Origin of the sequence: Tepidiforma sp. (assembly GCF_034433535.1) — a bacterium.
Classification (GTDB): domain Bacteria; phylum Chloroflexota; class Dehalococcoidia; order Tepidiformales; family Tepidiformaceae; genus Tepidiforma.
This window is the reverse complement of the sequence record NZ_DAOUAO010000166.1, coordinates 1-18031: the sequence shown is the minus strand read 5'-3', so window position 1 is coordinate 18031 and position 18031 is coordinate 1. Positions and strand designations below refer to the sequence as shown.

General features: G+C 69.5%; 19 protein-coding genes, 1 tRNA gene and 1 pseudogene. 10 read left to right on the top strand and 11 right to left on the bottom strand.

The features are described from left to right. The 3 genes and pseudogenes from VAE46_RS08960 to VAE46_RS08950 all read right to left on the bottom strand — a co-directional run. Nucleotides 1-220 (bottom strand): annotated as a pseudogene (locus VAE46_RS08960) (hypothetical protein); the annotation flags it as partial. A 32-nt stretch (nucleotides 221-252) separates the two neighbouring features. Further along, complete coding sequence (locus VAE46_RS08955; protein WP_322796588.1) at nucleotides 253-1302, bottom strand: Gfo/Idh/MocA family oxidoreductase; 1050 nt, start codon at nucleotides 1300-1302, stop codon at nucleotides 253-255. A 17-nt stretch (nucleotides 1303-1319) separates the two neighbouring features. Beyond that, on the bottom strand, nucleotides 1320-2012 hold the full coding sequence (locus tag VAE46_RS08950) for an HAD family hydrolase (protein WP_322796587.1): 693 nt from the start codon (nucleotides 2010-2012) through the stop codon (nucleotides 1320-1322). Nucleotides 2013-2151: 139 nt separating this feature from the next. Between VAE46_RS08950 and VAE46_RS08945 the strand changes: the two genes are divergently transcribed. Then, nucleotides 2152-3381, top strand: coding sequence for a cytochrome P450 (locus VAE46_RS08945; protein WP_322796586.1), 1230 nt, complete (start codon nucleotides 2152-2154; stop codon nucleotides 3379-3381). A gap of 3 nt (nucleotides 3382-3384) precedes the next feature. Here the strand turns inward: VAE46_RS08945 and VAE46_RS08940 are convergent, their stop codons facing one another. The 3 genes from VAE46_RS08940 to VAE46_RS08930 are packed head-to-tail and all read right to left on the bottom strand — an operon-like array spanning nucleotide 3385 to nucleotide 6144. After that, nucleotides 3385-4602, bottom strand: coding sequence for a CoA transferase (locus VAE46_RS08940; RefSeq protein WP_322796585.1), 1218 nt, complete (start codon nucleotides 4600-4602; stop codon nucleotides 3385-3387). Next, nucleotides 4599-5678, bottom strand: coding sequence for a CoA transferase (locus VAE46_RS08935; protein WP_322796584.1), 1080 nt, complete (start codon nucleotides 5676-5678; stop codon nucleotides 4599-4601). The genes VAE46_RS08940 and VAE46_RS08935 overlap by 4 nt, the downstream gene beginning before the upstream one ends. A gap of 34 nt (nucleotides 5679-5712) precedes the next feature. Beyond that, entirely contained in the window at nucleotides 5713-6144 is a 432-nt protein-coding gene (locus tag VAE46_RS08930) for a globin (RefSeq protein WP_322796583.1), read from the bottom strand. Between the two features lie 85 nt (nucleotides 6145-6229). Between VAE46_RS08930 and VAE46_RS08925 the strand changes: the two genes are divergently transcribed. Next, nucleotides 6230-6306 (top strand) — tRNA-Arg (locus VAE46_RS08925). A 21-nt stretch (nucleotides 6307-6327) separates the two neighbouring features. Here the strand turns inward: VAE46_RS08925 and VAE46_RS08920 are convergent. Then, nucleotides 6328-6747, bottom strand: a complete 420-nt coding sequence (locus VAE46_RS08920; RefSeq protein ID WP_322796582.1) for a pyridoxamine 5'-phosphate oxidase family protein — start codon at nucleotides 6745-6747, stop codon at nucleotides 6328-6330. Next, on the bottom strand, nucleotides 6744-7283 hold the full coding sequence (locus VAE46_RS08915; RefSeq protein WP_322796581.1) for a nitroreductase family protein: 540 nt from the start codon (nucleotides 7281-7283) through the stop codon (nucleotides 6744-6746). Before VAE46_RS08915 ends, VAE46_RS08920 begins: the two co-directional genes overlap by 4 nt. Before the next feature lie 104 nt (nucleotides 7284-7387). On the opposite strand from VAE46_RS08915, the gene VAE46_RS08910 reads away from it, so the two are divergent. Next, complete coding sequence (locus VAE46_RS08910; RefSeq protein WP_322796580.1) at nucleotides 7388-8428, top strand: phosphotransferase family protein; 1041 nt, start codon at nucleotides 7388-7390, stop codon at nucleotides 8426-8428. Next, complete coding sequence (locus VAE46_RS08905; protein ID WP_322796579.1) at nucleotides 8428-9447, top strand: LLM class F420-dependent oxidoreductase; 1020 nt, start codon at nucleotides 8428-8430, stop codon at nucleotides 9445-9447. The genes VAE46_RS08910 and VAE46_RS08905 overlap by 1 nt, the downstream gene beginning before the upstream one ends. 16 nt (nucleotides 9448-9463) lie before the next feature. Here the strand turns inward: VAE46_RS08905 and ychF are convergent, their stop codons facing one another. The 3 genes from ychF to VAE46_RS08890 are packed head-to-tail and all read right to left on the bottom strand — an operon-like array spanning nucleotide 9464 to nucleotide 11716. After that, nucleotides 9464-10561, bottom strand: a complete 1098-nt coding sequence (ychF, locus tag VAE46_RS08900; RefSeq protein ID WP_322796578.1) for a redox-regulated ATPase YchF — start codon at nucleotides 10559-10561, stop codon at nucleotides 9464-9466. A 4-nt stretch (nucleotides 10562-10565) separates the two neighbouring features. After that, a complete protein-coding gene (locus VAE46_RS08895) occupies nucleotides 10566-11162 on the bottom strand; it encodes a mismatch-specific DNA-glycosylase (protein WP_322796577.1) in 597 nt (198 codons plus the stop codon). Beyond that, the gene (locus VAE46_RS08890; protein ID WP_322796576.1) at nucleotides 11159-11716 is read right to left on the bottom strand and encodes a hypothetical protein; all 558 of its coding nucleotides are present in this window, start codon (nucleotides 11714-11716) and stop codon (nucleotides 11159-11161) included. The genes VAE46_RS08895 and VAE46_RS08890 overlap by 4 nt, the downstream gene beginning before the upstream one ends. 79 nt (nucleotides 11717-11795) lie before the next feature. On the opposite strand from VAE46_RS08890, the gene VAE46_RS08885 reads away from it, so the two are divergent. From VAE46_RS08885 to VAE46_RS08860, 6 genes are all read left to right on the top strand, one after another. Further along, nucleotides 11796-12266: a pyridoxamine 5'-phosphate oxidase family protein gene (locus VAE46_RS08885; protein WP_322796575.1), complete on the top strand. Its 471-nt coding sequence runs from the start codon at nucleotides 11796-11798 to the stop codon at nucleotides 12264-12266. 31 nt (nucleotides 12267-12297) lie between these two features. Beyond that, on the top strand, nucleotides 12298-13638 hold the full coding sequence (locus VAE46_RS08880) for a folylpolyglutamate synthase/dihydrofolate synthase family protein (protein WP_322796574.1): 1341 nt from the start codon (nucleotides 12298-12300) through the stop codon (nucleotides 13636-13638). A 118-nt stretch (nucleotides 13639-13756) separates the two neighbouring features. Beyond that, on the top strand, nucleotides 13757-15478 hold the full coding sequence (locus VAE46_RS08875) for an ABC transporter substrate-binding protein (protein ID WP_322796573.1): 1722 nt from the start codon (nucleotides 13757-13759) through the stop codon (nucleotides 15476-15478). Nucleotides 15479-15556: 78 nt separating this feature from the next. Further along, nucleotides 15557-16498 (top strand): ABC transporter permease, encoded by a 942-nt coding sequence (locus tag VAE46_RS08870; protein WP_322796572.1) that lies wholly within the window; start codon nucleotides 15557-15559, stop codon nucleotides 16496-16498. Between the two features lie 10 nt (nucleotides 16499-16508). Then, complete coding sequence (locus tag VAE46_RS08865; RefSeq protein ID WP_322796571.1) at nucleotides 16509-17519, top strand: ABC transporter permease; 1011 nt, start codon at nucleotides 16509-16511, stop codon at nucleotides 17517-17519. 43 nt (nucleotides 17520-17562) lie between these two features. Further along, the coding region (locus VAE46_RS08860) for a methylenetetrahydrofolate reductase (RefSeq protein WP_322796570.1) at nucleotides 17563-18031 on the top strand (469 nt) is incomplete at its 3' end.

The following is an 18031-nucleotide window of genomic DNA, read 5'->3' as shown; positions in this document are numbered from 1 at the left end:
GCGATGGCGACGGCGTGGGCGTGGTGGTCGGGGTGGGCGAGGGCACGGGGGAAGGGGTCGGGGTGAGGACGTCGGGCGGCAGTGCCTGCGGCCGGGGGTCATCGCCGCGAAGCAGGAGCCAGGCGCCAACGGCGGCGAAGATGACCCCGAGGATGCCGAGCGCGGTCCAGGCGAGCGCCTGCCGTGCGGGGCTGGCGAAGAAGGCGGCGAAGCGGTCCATCGGGGGGATGGTACGGGAGCCGCCGGGTTGCGTCAGGCCGGCGGGCGCCAGTGGTCGATGAGGCGCTCGCAGGCGCCGTCGACGGGGAGGCTGACGGTCGCGCCGAGGCGGTCGGATTCGTAGGCGGCGGCGAGGACTTCGAGGACGCGAAGGCCGTCGCGGCCGTCGGCGCGGGGCGGGTGGAGGCCAGCGACAGCTTCGGCGAAGTCCTGGAGAACGCCAGGGAAGCCGAACTGCCAGGCCTCTTCGTACATGATGTGGTGCCAGCCGCCGGGGGCAGCGGGGTCGGGCGGCTGCTGGTAGGCGGCGATTGCCGGGCCGCGTTCGAGGTTGGCGAGGAGGCGCCCGCGCGGGCCGTAGACCTCGAGGGCATCGTTGCCGCCGGGGACCGCCCACGAGGCCTCGGCGATGCCGAGGACGCCGCCGGGGAAGTGGAGGAGGACGTGGGCGTGGTCTTCGGCGGGGGTGCGGGCGGCGTGGAGGTAACGCCCGAGGCGGGCGGTGACGGCTTCGGGCCAGGCTCCGAGGAGGCGGCAGATGGTGTGGATGCTGTGGGGGCCCATATCGACGAGGGCGCCGCCGCCGGACTGGCGGGGGTCGAAGAACCAGTCGCTGTAGGGGCCGCCGTGGGCCTGGCTGCATTTGACCAGGAAGGGTTCGCCGGCGTGGCCATCCCGGGCGAGGCGCCGGGTGCGTTCGTACAGCGGGGCGAAGAGCAGGTTTTCGGCGAGGGCGAGGACGACTCCGGCGGCCGCGCAGGCTTCGACCATGGCGCGGGCATCGGGGATGCCGGCGGCCAGCGGCTTTTCGCAGAGGACGTGACGGCCGGCGGCCGCGGCGGCCAGGGTCACCTCGCGATGGAGGTGATTGGGGAGGGCAACGAGGACCGCATCGACAGGGGCCTCGGCGGCCATGAGGGCCGGGTCGGCGTAGACGCGGGGGATGCCCCAGCGGGCGGCGAACCCGGCGGCGGAGCGGGGCGAGGCGACAGCTGCGATTTCAACGCCGGGGACCTGCCGGGCGGCGTGACAGTAGACGGAGGCGACGAAGCCTGAGCCGGCGATGCCGAGGCGGAGGGTCATGGCGGGAGTGTGGCGGCTCAGCGGGGCGGTGTCGATGGGACGGGCGGACGGGCGAGGTCGCGGATGGCCGAGAGTGCGCCCGGGACGTCCTCGAACGAGGCGAGGACGGCATCGGCGCCGGCGGCGCGGAGGTCGGCGGGGGAGGAACGGCCGGTGGCGACGGCGATGGCCGGGAGCCCGACCGCGTGGGCGGCGCTGACGTCGGCGGGGGTATCGCCGATGACGACGGCGGGCGTCGATGGGACGGGGTCAAGGGCGGCGAGGGCTTGGGCGACGACGCGGCGGCGCTCGATGTGGCGGTCGCCGAAGCCGCCGCCGGCAAAGGCGTGCCAGAGGCCGACGGCTGAGAGCTTGAGGCGGGCGCCCTCGCGCAGGTTGCCGGTTGCGAGGCCAAGGATGGCGCCGGCGGCCTCGAGCGCTGCGAGGAGCGGCTGGACACCGGGGAGGGCGACGGCACCGCGGGCCTCGAGGGCGCCGGGGAGAGCGCGGAGGTAGGCAGCGGCGAGAGCGTCGAACTCGGCGCGAGGGCGGCCGTGGCGGTCGAGGAGTTCGGTGAAGATGGCGCGGTCGGTGCGGCCGTCGAAGGGAATGCCGGCGGTGGCTTCGGGGACGCCAAAGCACTCGCGGGCGGCGGCATCGATGGCAGCGCGCCCTGCGCCGGAGGCGCTGATGAGGGTGAGGTCGATATCGAAGAGGACGAGCGGGCGCACGGGGGGGAGTGTAGGGCGGGGGGAGCGGCCGGCGCGGTGAGCAGCGCGTGGCTGCCCGGGGGCTGGAGCGGGGAACGCTTTCGAACGTCGTTCGATTTTGTTAGGATGCGCCGAAGCAGCCAGTGGAGGGACAGCAGCCATGACCGAATCGACGACGCGCGAGGTTCCGCTGGGGGTTCAGCTGACACCGCTAAACCCGGAGTACCAGAAGGACCCGTTCAGCCTGCTCGATGCGGTGCGCGAGGCCGACCGGGTGATTTGGGATGAGCAGTTCGGGCGGTGGATCGTGGGGCGGTTCGAGGATGTGCAGGCAATCCTCCGCGACCCGGAGTTGCTGGTGGACCCGCGGAAGGCGAACGAGAAATCGTTCAACGCGATGTTCCGGCAGCGGATGCTGGGGGATGACGGCGAGCCGAGCATGCTGTTCCAGGACCCGCCGAACCACACGCGGCTGCGGGGTCTGGTCTCGAAGGCGTTCACGCCGCGGGCGATCGAGCGGATGCAGCCGCGCATCGAGGAGATTGCCCACGAGCTGTGCGACCGGGTCGAAGGGCAGCACTCGTTCGACCTGATGGCGGCGTTCTGCCAGCCGTACCCGACGATCGTCATTGCGGAGATGCTGGGGGTGGACCCGAAGGACCAGGCGGATTTCAAGCGCTGGACGGATGACAGCGTGGCCGCAGGTTTCGACCCATTCGCGAGCGACGAGGTCCGGGAGAAGGCGATGCAGGCGGGGCAGGAGCTGGATGCGTACCTGCGGCGGGTGATTGCGGAGCGGCGTGCCGAACCGCGGGATGACCTCATCACGGGGATGCTGAAGGCCGAGGAGAACGGGGACTTCCTCAACGACGAGGAGGTGCTCCGGATGATCGGCCTGCTGCTGGCGGCGGGGAACGTGACGACCACGGACCTGCTGGGCAACGGGATGAAGAACCTGCTCCAGCACCCCGAGCAGGCGCAGCTGCTTCGTGAGCGGCCGGAGCTCATCGAGAACGCGGTGGAAGAGATGCTGCGGTACGAGGGGCCGGTGACGTTCAGCGGGCGGATTGTGCCGGATGACCGGGTGATTGCGGGCTGCCCGATGCACAAAGGGGATTCGATCACGGTGGCGCTGGGCGCCGCGAACTACGACCCGCGGCTGCACAAGGACCCCCATGCGTTTGACGTGACGCGCGAGGACATCGACCACGTGGCCTTCGGCGGCGGGCGCCGCTACTGCCTGGGCGCGCCGCTGGCCCGGCTCGAGGCGCAGATCGGCGTGCGGGTGCTGCTGGAGCGGTTCCCGACCATGCGGCTGGCGCCGCAGGAGCTGAAGTGGAAGCGGGTGCCCGGCTTCCGCGGTCTGGTATCGCTGATCGTCGAGGTGTAGGGGCTAGCCGACGCCGGGGTTGACAGGGGCTTCGCCGATGACGCCCTCGCGGCGAAGCTCTTCGACCTGTTCAGCGGAGAGCCCGAGGAGGCCCTGGAGAATCTCGTCGTTGTGTTCGCCGAAGAGGGGGGCGTGGCGACGCGGCCAGGGGTCGGCTTCGCGGAGGCGCCAGGCGCTGCGCGGCTGCTTCCACGGGTGCATCCGCGGGTGCGGGAGTTCGGCCCAGTAGCGGCGGGCGGCGAGATGCGGGTCGTCGTGGATGGTGAGGGTATCGAGCACACGGCCGGCGGGGATGCCGGCGCGGGCGAGGCGCTCGAAGGCGTCCTGCGGGTCGAGCGAGGCGAGGGCAGCGGCGAGACGGCGGTCGATTTCGTCGTGGTCCGGCGGTTCGGGCAGGGACGGGTCGATGCCGAGCGCGCGAGCGGCGGCTTCCCAATCGGCGCGGGTGCTGAGGGTCAGCGCGAGCCACTGGTCTTGGCCGGCGCAGCGATAGACGCCCTGGGCGAAGGCGCGGGGGTCGCGGTTGCCGCGATGCACGGGTGATTCGCCGCGGAGCGAGGCGGCGACGAAGGCTTCGCCGATGAGGGTGGCGAGGACTTCGCGCTGGGCGAGGTCGATGCAGGCGCCCTGGCCCGTCTTTCGGCGGTGGAGGAGGGCGAGGATGACGGCGAAGGCGGCGGCCTTCCCGGCGACGGGGTCGCCATAGGAGATGCCGGTCTTGAAGGGGACGCCGTCGTCGCCGTAGCCGGTAAGGGAGGCGAGGCCGCTCATCTGCTCGATGATGGGGCCGAAGCCGACGTGGTTGCGCTCGGGGCCGGTTTTGCCGAAGCCGGCCATGCTGACGAGGATGATATCGGGGCGGGCCTGGCGGAGGACGTCGTAGCCGAGGCGGAGGTTATCGAGCACGTCGGCGCGATAGTTTTCGATGACGACATCGCAGAGGGGGACCAGGCGGAGGAAGGTTTCGCGGCCGAGGGGATGGGCGAGGTCGAGGGTGAGGGATTTTTTGTCGCGGTTGTAGTCGTTGAAGTAGTAGCTGGAGTTCCAGGGCTCCTCCACGCCCGGCTGGGGGATGAGCGTGCGGATGTTGTCCCAGGCGCGGGGAGATTCGATTTTGATGACCTCGGCGCCCATTTCGGCGAGGATGCGGGTGGCGTAGGGGCCGGCCCACATCATGGTGAGGTCGGCGATACGGATGCCTTCGAGGGGGAGGCGCTTCACCGGGCGGCCTCCCAGGCGGCGAGGACGTCGGCAGCGGGCACGGGGTCCGCGAGGGGACCGATCTGCCACGGGAGCCCGAGGAAGGGGCGGCCGGGTACCCGGGCGGTGCCCGCCGGCGTTTCGACCGTATCGAAGAACCCGCGCTCACGGAGCGAGGGGTTGTCGAGGAGTTCGAGGGGGGTGGTGACGGCGCCGATGGGCACGCGGTGGCGGAAGCCGAGTTCGACGAGCTCGGCGCGGGTGCGTTCGCCGAACCACGCGTAGAGCTTCGCCTGGAGCTCGTCGTCGTGGTTGGGGCGCTCGAGGGGGTCGCGGAAGCGGGGTTCGTTGAGCTCGGGGTCGCCGATAAGGGAGAAGAGGGCAGGCACCTGGCGTTCGAGGGCGCAGACCCCGGCGTAGCCGTCGAGGCAAGGGTAGAGGGCCCAGACGGCGCGGACATGGTTCCCGGCGCGGACGGAGAGAACCCCTTCGTAGGCGCCGAGGGGGCCATAGAGTTCGAGCATGCCGGCCATGCACTCCTGGAGCGAGATATCGACCCAGTCGCCTTCGCCGTGGAGAGCGGCGCCGAAGTATGCCGCGAGGGCTGCGCCGGCGGCATCGAGGCCGCCGAGGTAGAGGGCCTGGGAGCCGCCGGTGACCAGCGGTTCGCGCTGGTGCATGCCGGTCAGGGACATGATGCCGCCCATGGCGAAGGCGGTGATGTTCGTGGCCGGGAAGCGGGCGTACGGGCCATCCTGGCCGTAGGGGGTGATCGAGACCACGACGAGGGCGGGCTTTTCGGAGCGGAGCGCGGCAGGGTCGGCGCCGAGGGCGGCGAGCCGGCCGGGCGGGCAGTCTTCGATGACGATGTCGGCGGCGAGGGCGAGGGCGCGGAGCTGCGCCGGGTCGGCGAGGACGCGCCGCTTGCCGGGGAGGAGGTAGACGGCCTCGTCGGGGGTGAGCTGTTCGTGGTCGGGCTCGATTCTGACGACATCGGCGCCGAAGCCGGCGAGCCAGCGGGCAGCGAAGGCAGCGGGGATGCCGCCGCCGACTTCGAGGACGCGGACACCTTCGAGGACGGGCACCTGTGCTTCCATCGGCGGCGGATTTTACGCCGCGGGCGGACGAGCGCTAGTCGAGGCGGACGTCGCCGAGGGGTTCGCGGGGGACATCCTGGCCGGCGTTGATCAGGTGGCGGGCGAGGACGGCGAGGCGCTCGAAGATGGGGTCCTGCAGCTCGCGGGGGACGCCAGCTTCGTTCCAGGCTTCGCGCATCAGGCGAAGCCAACGGCCGGCGGCGCGCTCATCGATGACAAAGGGGAAGTGACGGCGGCGGAGGCGGGGATGGCCGTAGCGGTCGCTGTAGGAGGTCGGGCCGCCGAGCCACTGTTCCATGAACCAGGCGAGTTTCTGCCTGCCGGGCTGGAGGTCTTCGGGGTAGAGCGGGCGGAGGACGTCGTCGGTCTCGACGCGGCGGTAGAAGGCGTCGACGATGCGCCAGACGGTTTCGGCGCCGCCAAGCTGCTGGTAGGGCGTGGGGGCGGCGGGTTCGGCGGGGTTCATGCTTCGATGATAGCGCGGCCCGCGGGGCAGTCCCGGGTCGGAGGGGGTAAGATGGTGGTGCCGGGCGGACGGCAGGTGGAGGCGCGCCCTCGTAGCTCAATCGGATAGAGCAGCTGACTTCGGATCAGCAGGTTGTGGGTTCGAGTCCTGCCGAGGGCGCCAGACGACTGCTACTCCCGCGTGCTACTCCCGCGCCATGATGACCTGCCCGGCCTGGAGGACACGGTCGACGCGAACGAGGACGGCGATGCCGCGGCGCTCGGGGTCGCGTTCGAGCTCGACCGGGATGGTGCGGTCCATCACCTGCTGGCGGAGGTCGCCGGCTTCGTGGAGCTCCGCATGGCCGAAGAACTTCCGGGCGGTGCGGGTTTTGGGGTTGCGGTAGAGGAGGCAGACGCGCGGGTTGGCGCGGAGGTTGCGGAGCGTCTGGCCGTGGGCGCGCTCCCAGAAGGCGAGGTGCTCGGCATCGAAGACCATGGCGCTGCCCTTGAAGGCGATATCGGGTTCGCCGGTGGCCGGGTCGGCGGTAGCGACGATGTCGGGTGCGCCATCGGCGAGTGCTGTGGCGAAGGCCTGGCGCATTTCATCGGTGAGGGCGATCACGGGCGCTGCTCCGCGGGCGGGGCGAGGAAGGGGGCCGACTGACCCCAGCGCTCGCTGTGGACGAGCTCCTCAAGCGGCTTCCGACGGCGGGCGACGGCCGGCGGTGGGCCGGCGTTCTCGGGGTCGATGTAGCCGAAGCCGATGACGCGATTGATGAAGACGTCGGGCGGGATGGCGAGGAGCTCGCGCAGGGCTTCTTCGGGGAGATGGGCGGGGCAGGAGCCGATGCCGTCGTTGAAGGCGGCGAGCATCATGTTCTGGGCGCAGCGGCCGGCATCGAAGGGGTGCTCGCGGACCTGGGCGATGACGATGACGACGGCGGCATCGGCGAGCCACTGAGCCATGGGGCTGAGGTTCGCGAGGGCGCGTTTGCCTTCGGGGGAGCGGACGACGATGAAGCGGTTGGGCTCGCTGTTTTTCGAGGAGGGCGTCATGCGGCCGGCCCGGAGGATGCGGCGCAGCGACTCATCGGAGATGGGCTGGGGAAGGAAGGCGCGGCGGTCGCGCTTGGAGATGGTTCCGCGGTAGAGGTCCATGGCGGGATTGTAGCCGGAGTTGACGGCGGCAATCGCGGCGGCAAGACTCTGGAGGCCCCTGCTTACTGGCGGCGTGTGCCCGGGGGCGGAGGGAGGCAACGGCGATGACGGAGACGCCGATCAGTGAACTCATCGACGTCGCGGCGCTGGAGCGGTTCATCAATGAGCAGGTGCCCGGCGAGCGCGGCCCCATCCAGGTGCAGAAGCATGTGGCCGGGTTTTCGAACGAGACGTTTTATGTCTCGCGAGGCGAGCAGCAGTGGGTGCTGCGGCGCCCGCCGCGGGGTCCGCTGCTGCCGACCGCGCACGACGTGGTGCGGGAGTACCGCTACCTCTCGGCGTTGTGGGGCCGGGCGCGTGTGCCGCGGCCGGTTGCGGTCTGCGAGGACACGAGCGTCATCGGTGCGCCGTTCTACCTGATGGAGCGGCTCGACGGCGTGGTGATCCGCGGGGAGGTGCCGGCGGCGTACGACACGCCCGAGGGCCGTCGGAAGCTGGCGGAGGAGCTGGTGGACGGTCTGGTGGAGCTGCACGCGGTGGACTGGCAGGCAGCGGGTCTCACAGGGAAGGGCGAGACGTACCTTTCGCGGCAGATCGAGCGGTGGGCGAAGCAGTGGGAGCTGACGAGGCCGCGCACGAGGGAGCTGCCGGGATTAGATTCGGTGACGGACTGGCTGCGGGCGCGGCTGCCGGCGGAGGCGGATGTTTCGGTCGTGCACGGGGACTACAAGCTGGACAACACCATTTTCGCGAAGGATGCGCCGCGGCTGCTGGGCATCCTGGACTGGGAAATGGCGACGATCGGGGACCCGCTGGCGGACCTCGGCTGGCTGCTTTCGACCTGGGGCGACCCGGGGGATCCGCCGGGAACGCGCCGCTTCCAGGAGGAGCGGGCGGTGCTCACAGCCGCGGATGGCTTCCCTTCGCGGGAGGAGATGGCGGCGCTTTACGAGGCGAGGAGCGGGCGTTCGATGAAGCACTTCGCGTTCTACAGCGTGCTGGCGGTGTACAAGATGGCGGTCATTCTCGAGGGGCTGTACATGCACTACCTGGAGAAGACGGCCTCGAACCCGGGAGCGGCGGATTTCGAGTGGTACGTTCCGGTGCTGATCGACCGGATGCATCGACTGATGGGGGAGTACTGATGCCTGGAAAACGGCTTTCGCTTTCGGTTCCGCTGGATGGTGTTTCGCTGCGCGAGCACCCGGAGGTCTGCCAGGAGGCGGAGCGGCTCGGCTACACGGATGCCTGGTCGTACGAGGTGGACGCAATCGACGCGTTTACGCCGCTGGCGGTGATTGGCCTGCACACGAACCTGCGGCTGGGGACGGCGATTGCGAACGTGTACACGCGCGGGCCGGCCACGCTGGCGGAGACAGCGGCCGGGGTCGCGGAGGTGGCGCCGGGGCGATTCAACCTGGGAATCGGCTCGGGTTCGCAGCCGATTGTGGAGCTGTGGAACGGGGGGAAGTTCCGCAAGCCGGCCACGCGGGTGCGGGAGATGGCGATCTTCCTGAAGCGGGCGTTTTCCGGGGAGCGGGTGGTGTTCGAGGGGGAGACGTTCCAGGTGAACGGCTTCCGGATGAGCAAGCCGCCGGCCCAGCCGATCCCGGTGCACATCGCGGCGCTGCGCGAGGGGATGCTGCGGGTGGCGGGGGAAGTCGGCGATGGGGCGATCATCAACTGGCTTTCGGCAGAGGACGTCGAGAAGTCGGTGGCGGTGGTGCGGGAGGCGGCGAAGGCCGCGGGGCGCAATCCCGATGAGGTGGAGATCACGGCGCGGCTGATGGTGGTGGTGGACCCGCCGGGGGATGAGGTGTCGCAGATGATGCGGCGCCACCTGAACGGCTACCTGAATGTGCCGGTGTACAAGGAGTTCCACCGCTGGCTCGGGCGGGAGCCGCTGCTCTCGGCGATGTGGTCGGCCTGGGATGCGGGGGACCGCAAGGGCGCGCTGGCGGCGGTGCCGGAGCGGGTGATCGACGACCTGTTTGTGCATGGCACGGCGGAGGAACGGAAAGCGCACGTGCAGCGCTACCTGGAGGCGGGGGTGGAGACGGCCTTCCTGCAGTTCATCTCGTTCGACCCGGATGTGCGGGTGCGGCGGGAGCGGGTGCTGCAGGCGATGCGGGAGATGGCCCCGGCGGCGGTAGGGATGGCCTGACCGCCGGGGGCCTGCCTCAGACGTTGAAGAGGATGTGGAGCACGTCGCCGTCCTGGACGACGTAGTTCTTGCCCTCGGTGCGGAGCAGGCCGCGCTTTTTCGCCTCGGCTTCGCTGCCGGCGGCCACGAGGTCGTCCCAGCGGATGACCTCAGCGCGGATAAAGCCGCGCTGGAGGTCGGAGTGGATTTTGCCGGCGGCCTCGGGGGCGGTTGCGCCGGCGGGGATGGTCCAGGCGCGGCACTCATCGGGGCCGGCGGTGAGAAAGGAGATGAGCCCGAGGAGGGCGTAGCTCAGGCGGATGGCGTTGGCCATGCCCGATTCTGTGACGCCGGCGGAGGCGCGGAATTCGGCGGCATCCTCCTCGGAAAGCTCGTTGAGGTCCATTTCGAACTTGCCGGCCATGACGGCGACATCGCGGCCGGGGCCGGCGTAGCGCTGGCGGAATTCGGCTTCGATCTCGGCGCGGCGGGGGAGGTCCTCTTCGCCGATGTTGATGAGGAGGAGCATGGGAAGGGCGGTCAGGAAGCGGGTGCCCTCGAGGAGGCGGCGGTCGTCGTCTGAGAGCACCTGAGCGCGGATGGGGACGTCGCTTTCGAGGCCGTGCTTGAGCCGTTCGAGGAGCTCCTTGAGGCGCTGGGGGCGCTCGCGCTCGCTGGCCTTGAGGGAGCGGAGCTCGGCTTCGAGGCGCTGGAGGCGGCGCTCGATGATGGCGAGGTCGGCGAAGGCGAGCTCGAGGTCCATGGTCTGGATATCGCGGTCGGGGTCGATGGTGCCTTCGGGATGGGGGACGGCGTCATCTCGGAAGGCGCGGACGACGTGGATGAGGGCATCCATGCGGGCGAGGTCGTTGATGAACTTGCCGGCGGGGCCTTCGCCCTTGCCGAACGACTCGGCGGCGGCGGGGAAATCGACGTACTGGATGGTGGCGTAGGTGGTTTTGCGGGGTTTGTAGAGGCGGGCGAGGGCATCGACGCGCTCGTCGGGGACGGTGACGACGCCAATGTTGGGCTGGTTGGAGGAGGAGTAATCGCCGACGCGGGCGGTGCCGCGGGTGACGGCGTTGAAGATGGTGGTCTTGCCGGAGCGGGCGAGTCCGATGATGCCGAGCTGCATGGGGTTAGGGTGCGGCGGCGGGCGGCAAGGGGGAAGGGGCAGGGGGTTCGAGGGCTTCGAGCGCTTCACGGAGGCGGTGGAGCCACTCGAGGCGGAGGGCGTGCCAGCGGGAGGCGAGGCCGCTGGAGCTGGGGATAACCCACGGGATGGTGCGGCCGATGCGCTCCGGCTGCTCGCCGTAGGGACGGCGGGCGAGCTCGCCGGCGGCAAGCCCGAGAGCGTGGCGACCGAAATGCTGGTAGATGCCGCGCCCGCTGAAGCAGGCGATGCGCGGCTGGAAGCGCAGGAGCTCTGCGTGGAGGCGGCGGGCGCCGGCGGCGATTTCGTCGCGGGTGAGGTGCTCTGCGCGGACGGTGGGGCGGCAGCAGAGGTCGGTGAAGCCGATGCCAGCCTCGGCGGGGAGGAGGCGGTCATCTTCGGGGCCGACGGGGCGCCCGGCGAGTCCGGACTGGCTGAGGTGGACCCAGAAGCGGTTGCCGGGGCGGGCGTAGTAGTGCCCGGCGCGGGCGGAGTAGATGGCCGGGTTGTAGCCGATGAAGATGACCCGCAGGCCGGGTGCGAGGAGGTGGGGGAGGGAGCCGGGGACCTGGGGGCAGTTCATGGTTCGGCGAGGGCGAAGCGGACGCGGGGATTGGCGAGGTGGAGGGCTTCGAGTTCGAGGGGGCGCGTTTCCGCAGCGGGGCGTTCGACGATGAAGTGGAGTTCGACGCGTGTAGCCTGGCCGAGGGGCGGGTCGAAGCCGGGCTGGCCATCGGTGGAGGCGGAGGCGGCGGGGAGCCAGTTTTCGATGCCGCGGACTTCGAGGGTCCAATCGGCGAGGGTGGCGTCCCAGGTCTTGTTGGAGGTGATGGCGAGGGCGATGAAGACATCGTGGCGTTGCATGCCGGGGGAGGGCGCTTCGAGCGGCTCGGAGCGGACACCGATGGCCTCGACGGCGATGCGGCGGCCGTCGCCCTCGTAGGTTTCGCCGGCAGCGACCTTCTTTTCGCCGTAGATGCTCTTGAGGATGGGCGGGAGGGCGTAGAGCCCGACCATGATGCCGACAAGGATGCCGATGATGGCGCCGGCGGCGATGCAGCCGGTTCGGCCCTGGCGGTCGGGAGAGGGCTGTTCGAGGACGATGCGGCGCGGGGGGCCGGGCGGCTGCTGGGCCATTGGCACCACGGTAGCGGCGATCGCGCGGGTGGTTCAACGGCGGGTGCGTGAGCGGGACGGTGGCCCTAGAATCGCGGCGGTGAGTGCGACGCTTTCGCGGGAGGAGATCCTGGCGCAGGCTTACGCCCTGGGGCTTGACCAGGCCGGGGGCACGCTGGCGACCCTGCACGCGGAGGATGGGACGCCGTACGTGACCTTCGTGCTGTTCCACCTGCGGCCGAACGGGGAGGTGCTGTTTGGGAGCGGCACGCGCCCGCAGCACACCCGGAACATCCGGGCGACGCCCGAGGTGTCGTTCCTGATCGACAACCGCGAGGTGATCCGGTCGGACTGGGCGACCTTCCACCGGGTGGTGATTGAGGGGCGCGCGGAGGAGGTGGCGAAGGACTCGCCGGAGTACGAGCCGCTGCTGCGGGAGCTGGAGGGCAAGAACAAGATGGCGGCGGTCTTCACGGAACGGGGATTGTTGTTTCGGCTCGTGCCGCGGCGGCTCATTCTGATGCGGGGGTTCGAGGCGGCCCGGCACGTGGTGGAGTTCGGGGAAGGGTAGGTTCCGAGGGCGGGCGCGGTAGAATCGCCGCGTGGAGTACAGCGAGGCGATCGAGTTTCTGCTTTCGTTGAGCGATATGGAGCGGGGCTACCAGGCTTCGCCGAACCCGACGATGAGCCTGGATTCGATGCGGTCGCTTTTGGGGCGGCTCAACGACCCGCACCTGGGGCGTCCGACCGTGCACATCACCGGCTCGAAGGGGAAGGGGAGCACCTCGGCGATGATTGCCGGGGTGCTGCTGGAGGCGGGGTATCGCACGGCGCTGTACACGAGCCCGCACCTGCATTCGTTTACGGAGCGGATTGCGATCGACGGGGAGCCGGTGAGACCGGAAGAGTTTGCCGCGGGGCTGGCCGCCATCCGGGGGGCAGTTGAGGCAGAGCGGGAAAGCGTGCACGGGGATGTTTCGACCTTTGGGGTGCTGACGGCGCTGTTTTTCTGGCTGGTGCGGGCGCAGGTGCCGAGGGTGGACTGGCAGGTGGTGGAGGTTGGGCTGGGGGGGACGTTTGACGCGACGAATGTCTTCGAGGCGACAGATGTGGCGGTGATCACGCCGATTTCGCTGGAGCACACGGCGATCCTGGGGCCGACGACGACCGCCATCGCCAAGGACAAATCGGGGATTATCAAGCGCGGGACGACGGCGGTGGTCGCCCCGCAGCGCGACCCGGCGGTGCTGGAGGTGACCCGGGCGCGGTGCGAGGAGGTGGGAGCGGAGCTGGTGGACGTTAGGGCGCTGTACACGGTGGAGCCGGGCGAAAAGCACCCTTTCGGGCAGGCGTTCCGGGTTCGGGGGCCGGCAGGCGAATACGCGATGCGAACGCCGATGCTGGGCCGGCACCAGCTCGATAATGCGGCAACCGCGGTGGCGGTGGCGGAAGCGATTCGTGCGCAGGGGTTCACGCTGAGCGACCGGGCGATCGTCGAGGGGATTGCGCGGACGCGGGTGCCGGGGCGGATGGAGGTGATGGGGCAGCGGCCGCTGATTGTGGCGGACGGAGCCCACAACGGCGAGAGCGCCGAGGCGCTGGCGGCGGCGCTGCGGGAGTACTTCAGCTGGAAGCGGTGCTTCCTCGTCATCGGGGTGACGCGGGACAAGGACCTGCGGTCGATGGGCTTTCAGCTGGCACGGCTGGCCGAGCTGATCGTGTGCGTTGGGTTCCGGAATCCGCGGTCGATGGACCCCTACCAGATGATCCAGGAGATCGGGTTCCTGGGGCCGGCAGCCGTGGCCGAGGAGAGCGTCGCGGCCGGGCTGGAGACCGCGCTGGCGCACGCGAACGAGGACGATCTGGTGTGTGTTACGGGGTCGCTGTATGTGGTTGCGGAGGCGAGGGAGGTCATTCTCGGGGAGAGCGTCATCCGGAAGTAGGTTCGGCGCCGTAGATCACGTGACGGGCCCTGCACAATTGACCGGTGAGGACTCTATGGGCAGGATAGACCGGCCCCTTGTGAGAGGGCCCGAAACGACTGGAGGGCTTGGTACCGAGATGAGTGACTACTGGAATTCCTACTGGCGCCGGCGGCAGATGACGCGCCGCGGGGTGCTGGCGGGCGGCTCGGCGGCGACGCTGGGGCTGGCAACGATGGCCGTGGCGGGGTGCGGCGACGACGACGATGACGACACGGGTGGCAGCAACGGCGGGACGCAGCTGACGCCGGTTGCGCCGACGCAGGACACGAGCGAGAAGCCGGTCCGGGGCGGGACGCTGCGGCTGCTGGGCGGCCCGATCGGGTCGGTGATCGACATCCACCGGACGAACACGCCGTGGGAGTCTTCGTTCCTGTGGCACTGGTGCGGGAACTTCCTGATGCGCTTCCAGAAGGTGGCGCCGTTCCTGCCGGAGCCGGACCTTGCGGCTTCTCAGCCGGAGATTGCGGACGGAGGCACGACGCTGATTTTCAAGCTGCGCCCGGAGGCGAAGTGGCAGAACAAGCCACCGGTCAACGGGCGGCAGGTGACGGCCGAGGACGTGAAGGCTTCGTTCGAGCGAATTAAGGCGCTGGGCGCGAAGTCGCCGCGGTCGGGGAACTACGCGATCGTGGATTCGATCGAGGCGGTGGATGCGACGACTGTACGCTTCAAGCTGAAGGCGCCGAAGGCGGACCTGCTGAACGCGATGGCGGACCAGTACGATCTGATCATCCCGCAGGAGATCGCTGCCCGCGGGGACGATGCAATCACGAAGCCCGAGGACGTGATCGGGTCCGGGCCGTATGAGATTGCGGAGTTCCAGGCGGGTCAGAAGATCGCGGTAAAGCGGCGCTCGGACCCGTACTGGAAGCAGAATGTGGCCTGGCTGGACGGCGCCGAGGTGGTGAACCAGACGGATAACCAGGCGCTGGTGAACGCGATCCGGGCGAACCAGGCGGATTCGGTGGGCCTGCCGGCGGACCTGGCGCGCCAGTTCGAGAACGACCAGAACTACTACATTACGCGGGCGCCGAACCCGACGCGGGAGTGTCTGCTGATCAACCACACGAAGGACCGGTACAAGGACGTCCGCGTGCGGCAGGCGCTCTGGCGGGCGGTGGATCGCCAGCAGGTGTACGACAACGTCTACGCCGGTGGCGGGATCCCCGGCGGGGCGATGACCCCGGCGGCGGCGGGCTGGCTCCTGCCGGATGCCGAGCTGGCGAAGCTGCCCGGCTTCGGCAAGCGGGAGGACGAGCTGAAGGAGGCCAAGGCGCTCCTTGCGGCGGCCGGTTACCCGGACGGCTTCGAAGAGACGATCATGACGGCCACCGCGTTCAATGCGAACCAGGTCACCGACGTGATCGTGTCGAACCTGCGCGAGGTCGGCATTCGCCTGACCATCGACAACGTGGGGACGGACTTCGCAACCATGCTGCGGCGGCAGGTGGCCGGGGAGTACAACCTGGCGGGGACGCTGTTCCTTTCGGGGCCGTACCCGGATGCGCAGCTGCTGATCTACCACCACAGCGACCCGGCGAAGGGGTCGCGCAACTACGGGAAGTTCGCCGACCCGGAGATCGACCGGCTGCTTGACCAGCAGTCCGCCGAGTTCGATTACGAGAAGCGGAAGCAGATCGTCTTCGAGATTCAGCGGAAGCTGGCGCAGAACCCGGGCCCGGTGTGGATCGGCTCGCGCATCCTGTTCACCGTGTACAACCAGCGGGTGCGGAACGCCGTTGCCACGCCGTTCCTTGCGGGCTTTGACGACGCCGAGGACGTGTGGCTCAAAGCGTAGGCAGCAGGGGTTCCCTGGACGCGTAGAATGGGGCCCCGGGTTCGTTACGAGCCCGGGGCCTTTCTTGGGAGGGCGGTGATGCAACGGATCATCGTGCGGCGCCTGGTGCTTTCGATCCCGACGCTGCTGATCGTGTCGTTCCTGATTTTCGGGATTTTGCGGCTGGACCCGGACGCGGCGGTCGCGGCGCGCCTGGGCGAGGGGTACACCCCCGAGGCGGCGGAGCAGCTGAAAGAGGAACTCGGGCTCAACAACCCGATCGCGACCGAATACCTGAAGTGGCTCGGGAACCTCCTGCGCGGCGACTGGGGCACTTCGATGTACAGCCGGGAGCCGGTGCTCGAGGAGGTTTTGCCCAAGGTCGGGGTGACCCTCGAGCTGGCGCTGGTGGCGGTTATTTTCGCGGTCCTGATCGGCATCCCGATCGGGGTTATCTCGGCGATGCGGCAGGATTCGTGGCTGGACTACCTGCTGCGGAGCTTTTCGGTGCTGGGGCTTTCGGTGCCGGGCTTCGTGGTTGCAACATTCGTACTGACGTTCCTCGCGCTGCAGTTCCAGTGGATTCCGCCGCGGGACTACAAAGCGCCCTGGGAGGACCCGCTGCACAACATCCAGCAGTTCGGGCTGGCGGGCCTGATCCTCTCGCTTTCGACGGCGGCGGCGGTGATGCGCTACAGCCGGACGATGATGCTGGATGTGCTCCGGCAGGATTACATCCGCACGGCCTGGGCGAAGGGGCTCCGCGAGCGGGTGGTGATCACCCGGCATGCGCTGAAGAACGTCCTGCTGCCGGTGGTGACCGTGATCGGCCTGACGATGGCGACGCTGGTGGGCGGCACGGTGATTTTCGAGAGCCTGTTCACGCTCGACGGTGTGGGGCGCCTGCTCATTCGCGGCGTGTACGAGCGGGATTACCCGCTGGTGCAGGGGGTGACGCTGCTGTTCGCCATCGCTGTGGTGGTGATCAACCTGGTGGTCGACGTGTCGTATTCGCTGCTGGACCCGCGGGCGCGGGGGTGAGGTGACCAAAATGGCTGACGCTGCAACGCAACCGATGGTGCTGGAGCCGCTGAGCCGGCCCGCGCCGACAGCGCTCGGGCGGTTCTTCGGCTTTTTCCGGACGCTGGCGAAGACGAAGCCGCTGGGGTTCGTCTCGCTGGTGATTATCGTGCTGCTCGGGGTGCTGGCGGTGGCGCCGGGGCTGTTCGCGACGCATGAGCCCGCGGACACGCGCGCGGGCGTGCGCCTGCAGAAGTACTGTCTCGGCCCGGAGGATACGTTCCTCTGTCCGACGGTGGTGGAACGCTCGGCAACCTTCGGCGATCGGACCGTGCCGGGCACGCTTTCGAACCCGTTCGGGACGGACCAGCTGGGACGGGATAACTACAGCCGGATCGTGTACGGCGCGCGGAACGCGTTCTATGTGGGCCTCGGGGCGGTGCTGATTTCCTCGGCGCTGGCGCTGCTCATCGGGGTGACCTCCGGGTACTTCGGGGGCACCTACGACGCGGTGCTGCAGCGGCTCGTGGATGCGGTGATGGCGCTGCCGGTGCTGGTGGTGCTGCTCGCTGCGACGACGATGCTGGGAGGTGCAAGCTTCGGCAAGCTGATCGTGCTGCTGGGGCTGCTGGGCGGCTTTTCGGGGTCGCGGGTGATCCGCTCGGCGGTCATCGCGGTGCGCTCGGCGCAGTACCTGGATGCGGCGCGGGTGATTGGTGCGACGGACGTGCGGATTATGGTGCGCCACGTGGTGCCGAATATCTTCGGGCCGCTGATGGTGCAGGCGACGATTGGGGTCGGGTCGATCATCCTGGCGGAGGCGGCGCTGAGCTTCCTCGGCTTTGGCGTGGTGAACCCGGACCAGCCGACGTGGGGCCAGATGCTGCAGATTTCGCAGCAGATCGCGAGCATCCGGCCGGACCAGCTGGTGTGGCCGGGGCTGTTCATTGCGCTGGCGGTGTTCAGCTTCAACATGCTCGGCGACGCGCTGCGCGACCTGCTCGACCCGCGGATGCGGGGTGCGCGCGGCAGCTTCGGCTAAACGCGGCTGGACGGAACGGGCGCCCGCATCGGAACCTCTTGGGGTGACGTTCGCGCAACGGCTGGCTGAGGGGCGCTTCGCGGTGGCGTTGGAGATCACGCCGCCCCAGCGCCGGCTGCCGAAGGTGCTCCTGCGGCGGGCGAGGCTGCTGGGCGACGCGGCGCAGGCGGTGAACGTGATCCAGCGACCGGACCGTCAATCGAGCCTCGAGGCTTCGCTGGAGCTGAAAGCGGCGGGCATCGAGCCGGTCTGGCACCTGGTGACGCGCGGCCGCAGCCGGGAGGAGGTCGCGGGGGAGGTCGGGCGGGCGGCGGCCGGCGGCATCGGGCAGGTGCTGTGCATCCGCGGGGACCGGGCGGGTTCGGCGGAAGCGGCGCGCGAGCTGACCGTGCGGGAGGCGGTGGCGATGGTGCGGTCGGCAATGCCGGCGGCCGTGATCGGGGCGACGCTCAACCAGTACGTAGCGGATCGGGCGGCGGCCCTGCGCAACCTCTACCCGAAGCTGCGGGCGG

What these genes read in the sequence shown, in the direction of transcription:
- VAE46_RS08955 (WP_322796588.1), bottom strand. Translation starts at nt 1,302, where the DNA reads ATGACCCTCCGCCTCGGCATCGCCGGCTCAGGCTTCGTCGCCTCCGTC.
- VAE46_RS08945 (WP_322796586.1), top strand. Translation starts at nt 2,152, where the DNA reads ATGACCGAATCGACGACGCGCGAGGTTCCGCTGGGGGTTCAGCTGACA.
- VAE46_RS08935 (WP_322796584.1), bottom strand. Translation starts at nt 5,678, where the DNA reads ATGGAAGCACAGGTGCCCGTCCTCGAAGGTGTCCGCGTCCTCGAAGTC.
- VAE46_RS08930 (WP_322796583.1), bottom strand. Translation starts at nt 6,144, where the DNA reads ATGAACCCCGCCGAACCCGCCGCCCCCACGCCCTACCAGCAGCTTGGC.
- VAE46_RS08915 (WP_322796581.1), bottom strand. Translation starts at nt 7,283, where the DNA reads ATGGACCTCTACCGCGGAACCATCTCCAAGCGCGACCGCCGCGCCTTC.
- VAE46_RS08910 (WP_322796580.1), top strand. Translation starts at nt 7,388, where the DNA reads ATGACGGAGACGCCGATCAGTGAACTCATCGACGTCGCGGCGCTGGAG.
- VAE46_RS08905 (WP_322796579.1), top strand. Translation starts at nt 8,428, where the DNA reads ATGCCTGGAAAACGGCTTTCGCTTTCGGTTCCGCTGGATGGTGTTTCG.
- ychF (WP_322796578.1), bottom strand. Translation starts at nt 10,561, where the DNA reads ATGCAGCTCGGCATCATCGGACTCGCCCGCTCCGGCAAGACCACCATC.
- VAE46_RS08895 (WP_322796577.1), bottom strand. Translation starts at nt 11,162, where the DNA reads ATGAACTGCCCCCAGGTCCCCGGCTCCCTCCCCCACCTCCTCGCACCC.
- VAE46_RS08890 (WP_322796576.1), bottom strand. Translation starts at nt 11,716, where the DNA reads ATGGCCCAGCAGCCGCCCGGCCCCCCGCGCCGCATCGTCCTCGAACAG.
- VAE46_RS08875 (WP_322796573.1), top strand. Translation starts at nt 13,757, where the DNA reads ATGAGTGACTACTGGAATTCCTACTGGCGCCGGCGGCAGATGACGCGC.
- VAE46_RS08870 (WP_322796572.1), top strand. Translation starts at nt 15,557, where the DNA reads ATGCAACGGATCATCGTGCGGCGCCTGGTGCTTTCGATCCCGACGCTG.
- VAE46_RS08865 (WP_322796571.1), top strand. Translation starts at nt 16,509, where the DNA reads ATGGCTGACGCTGCAACGCAACCGATGGTGCTGGAGCCGCTGAGCCGG.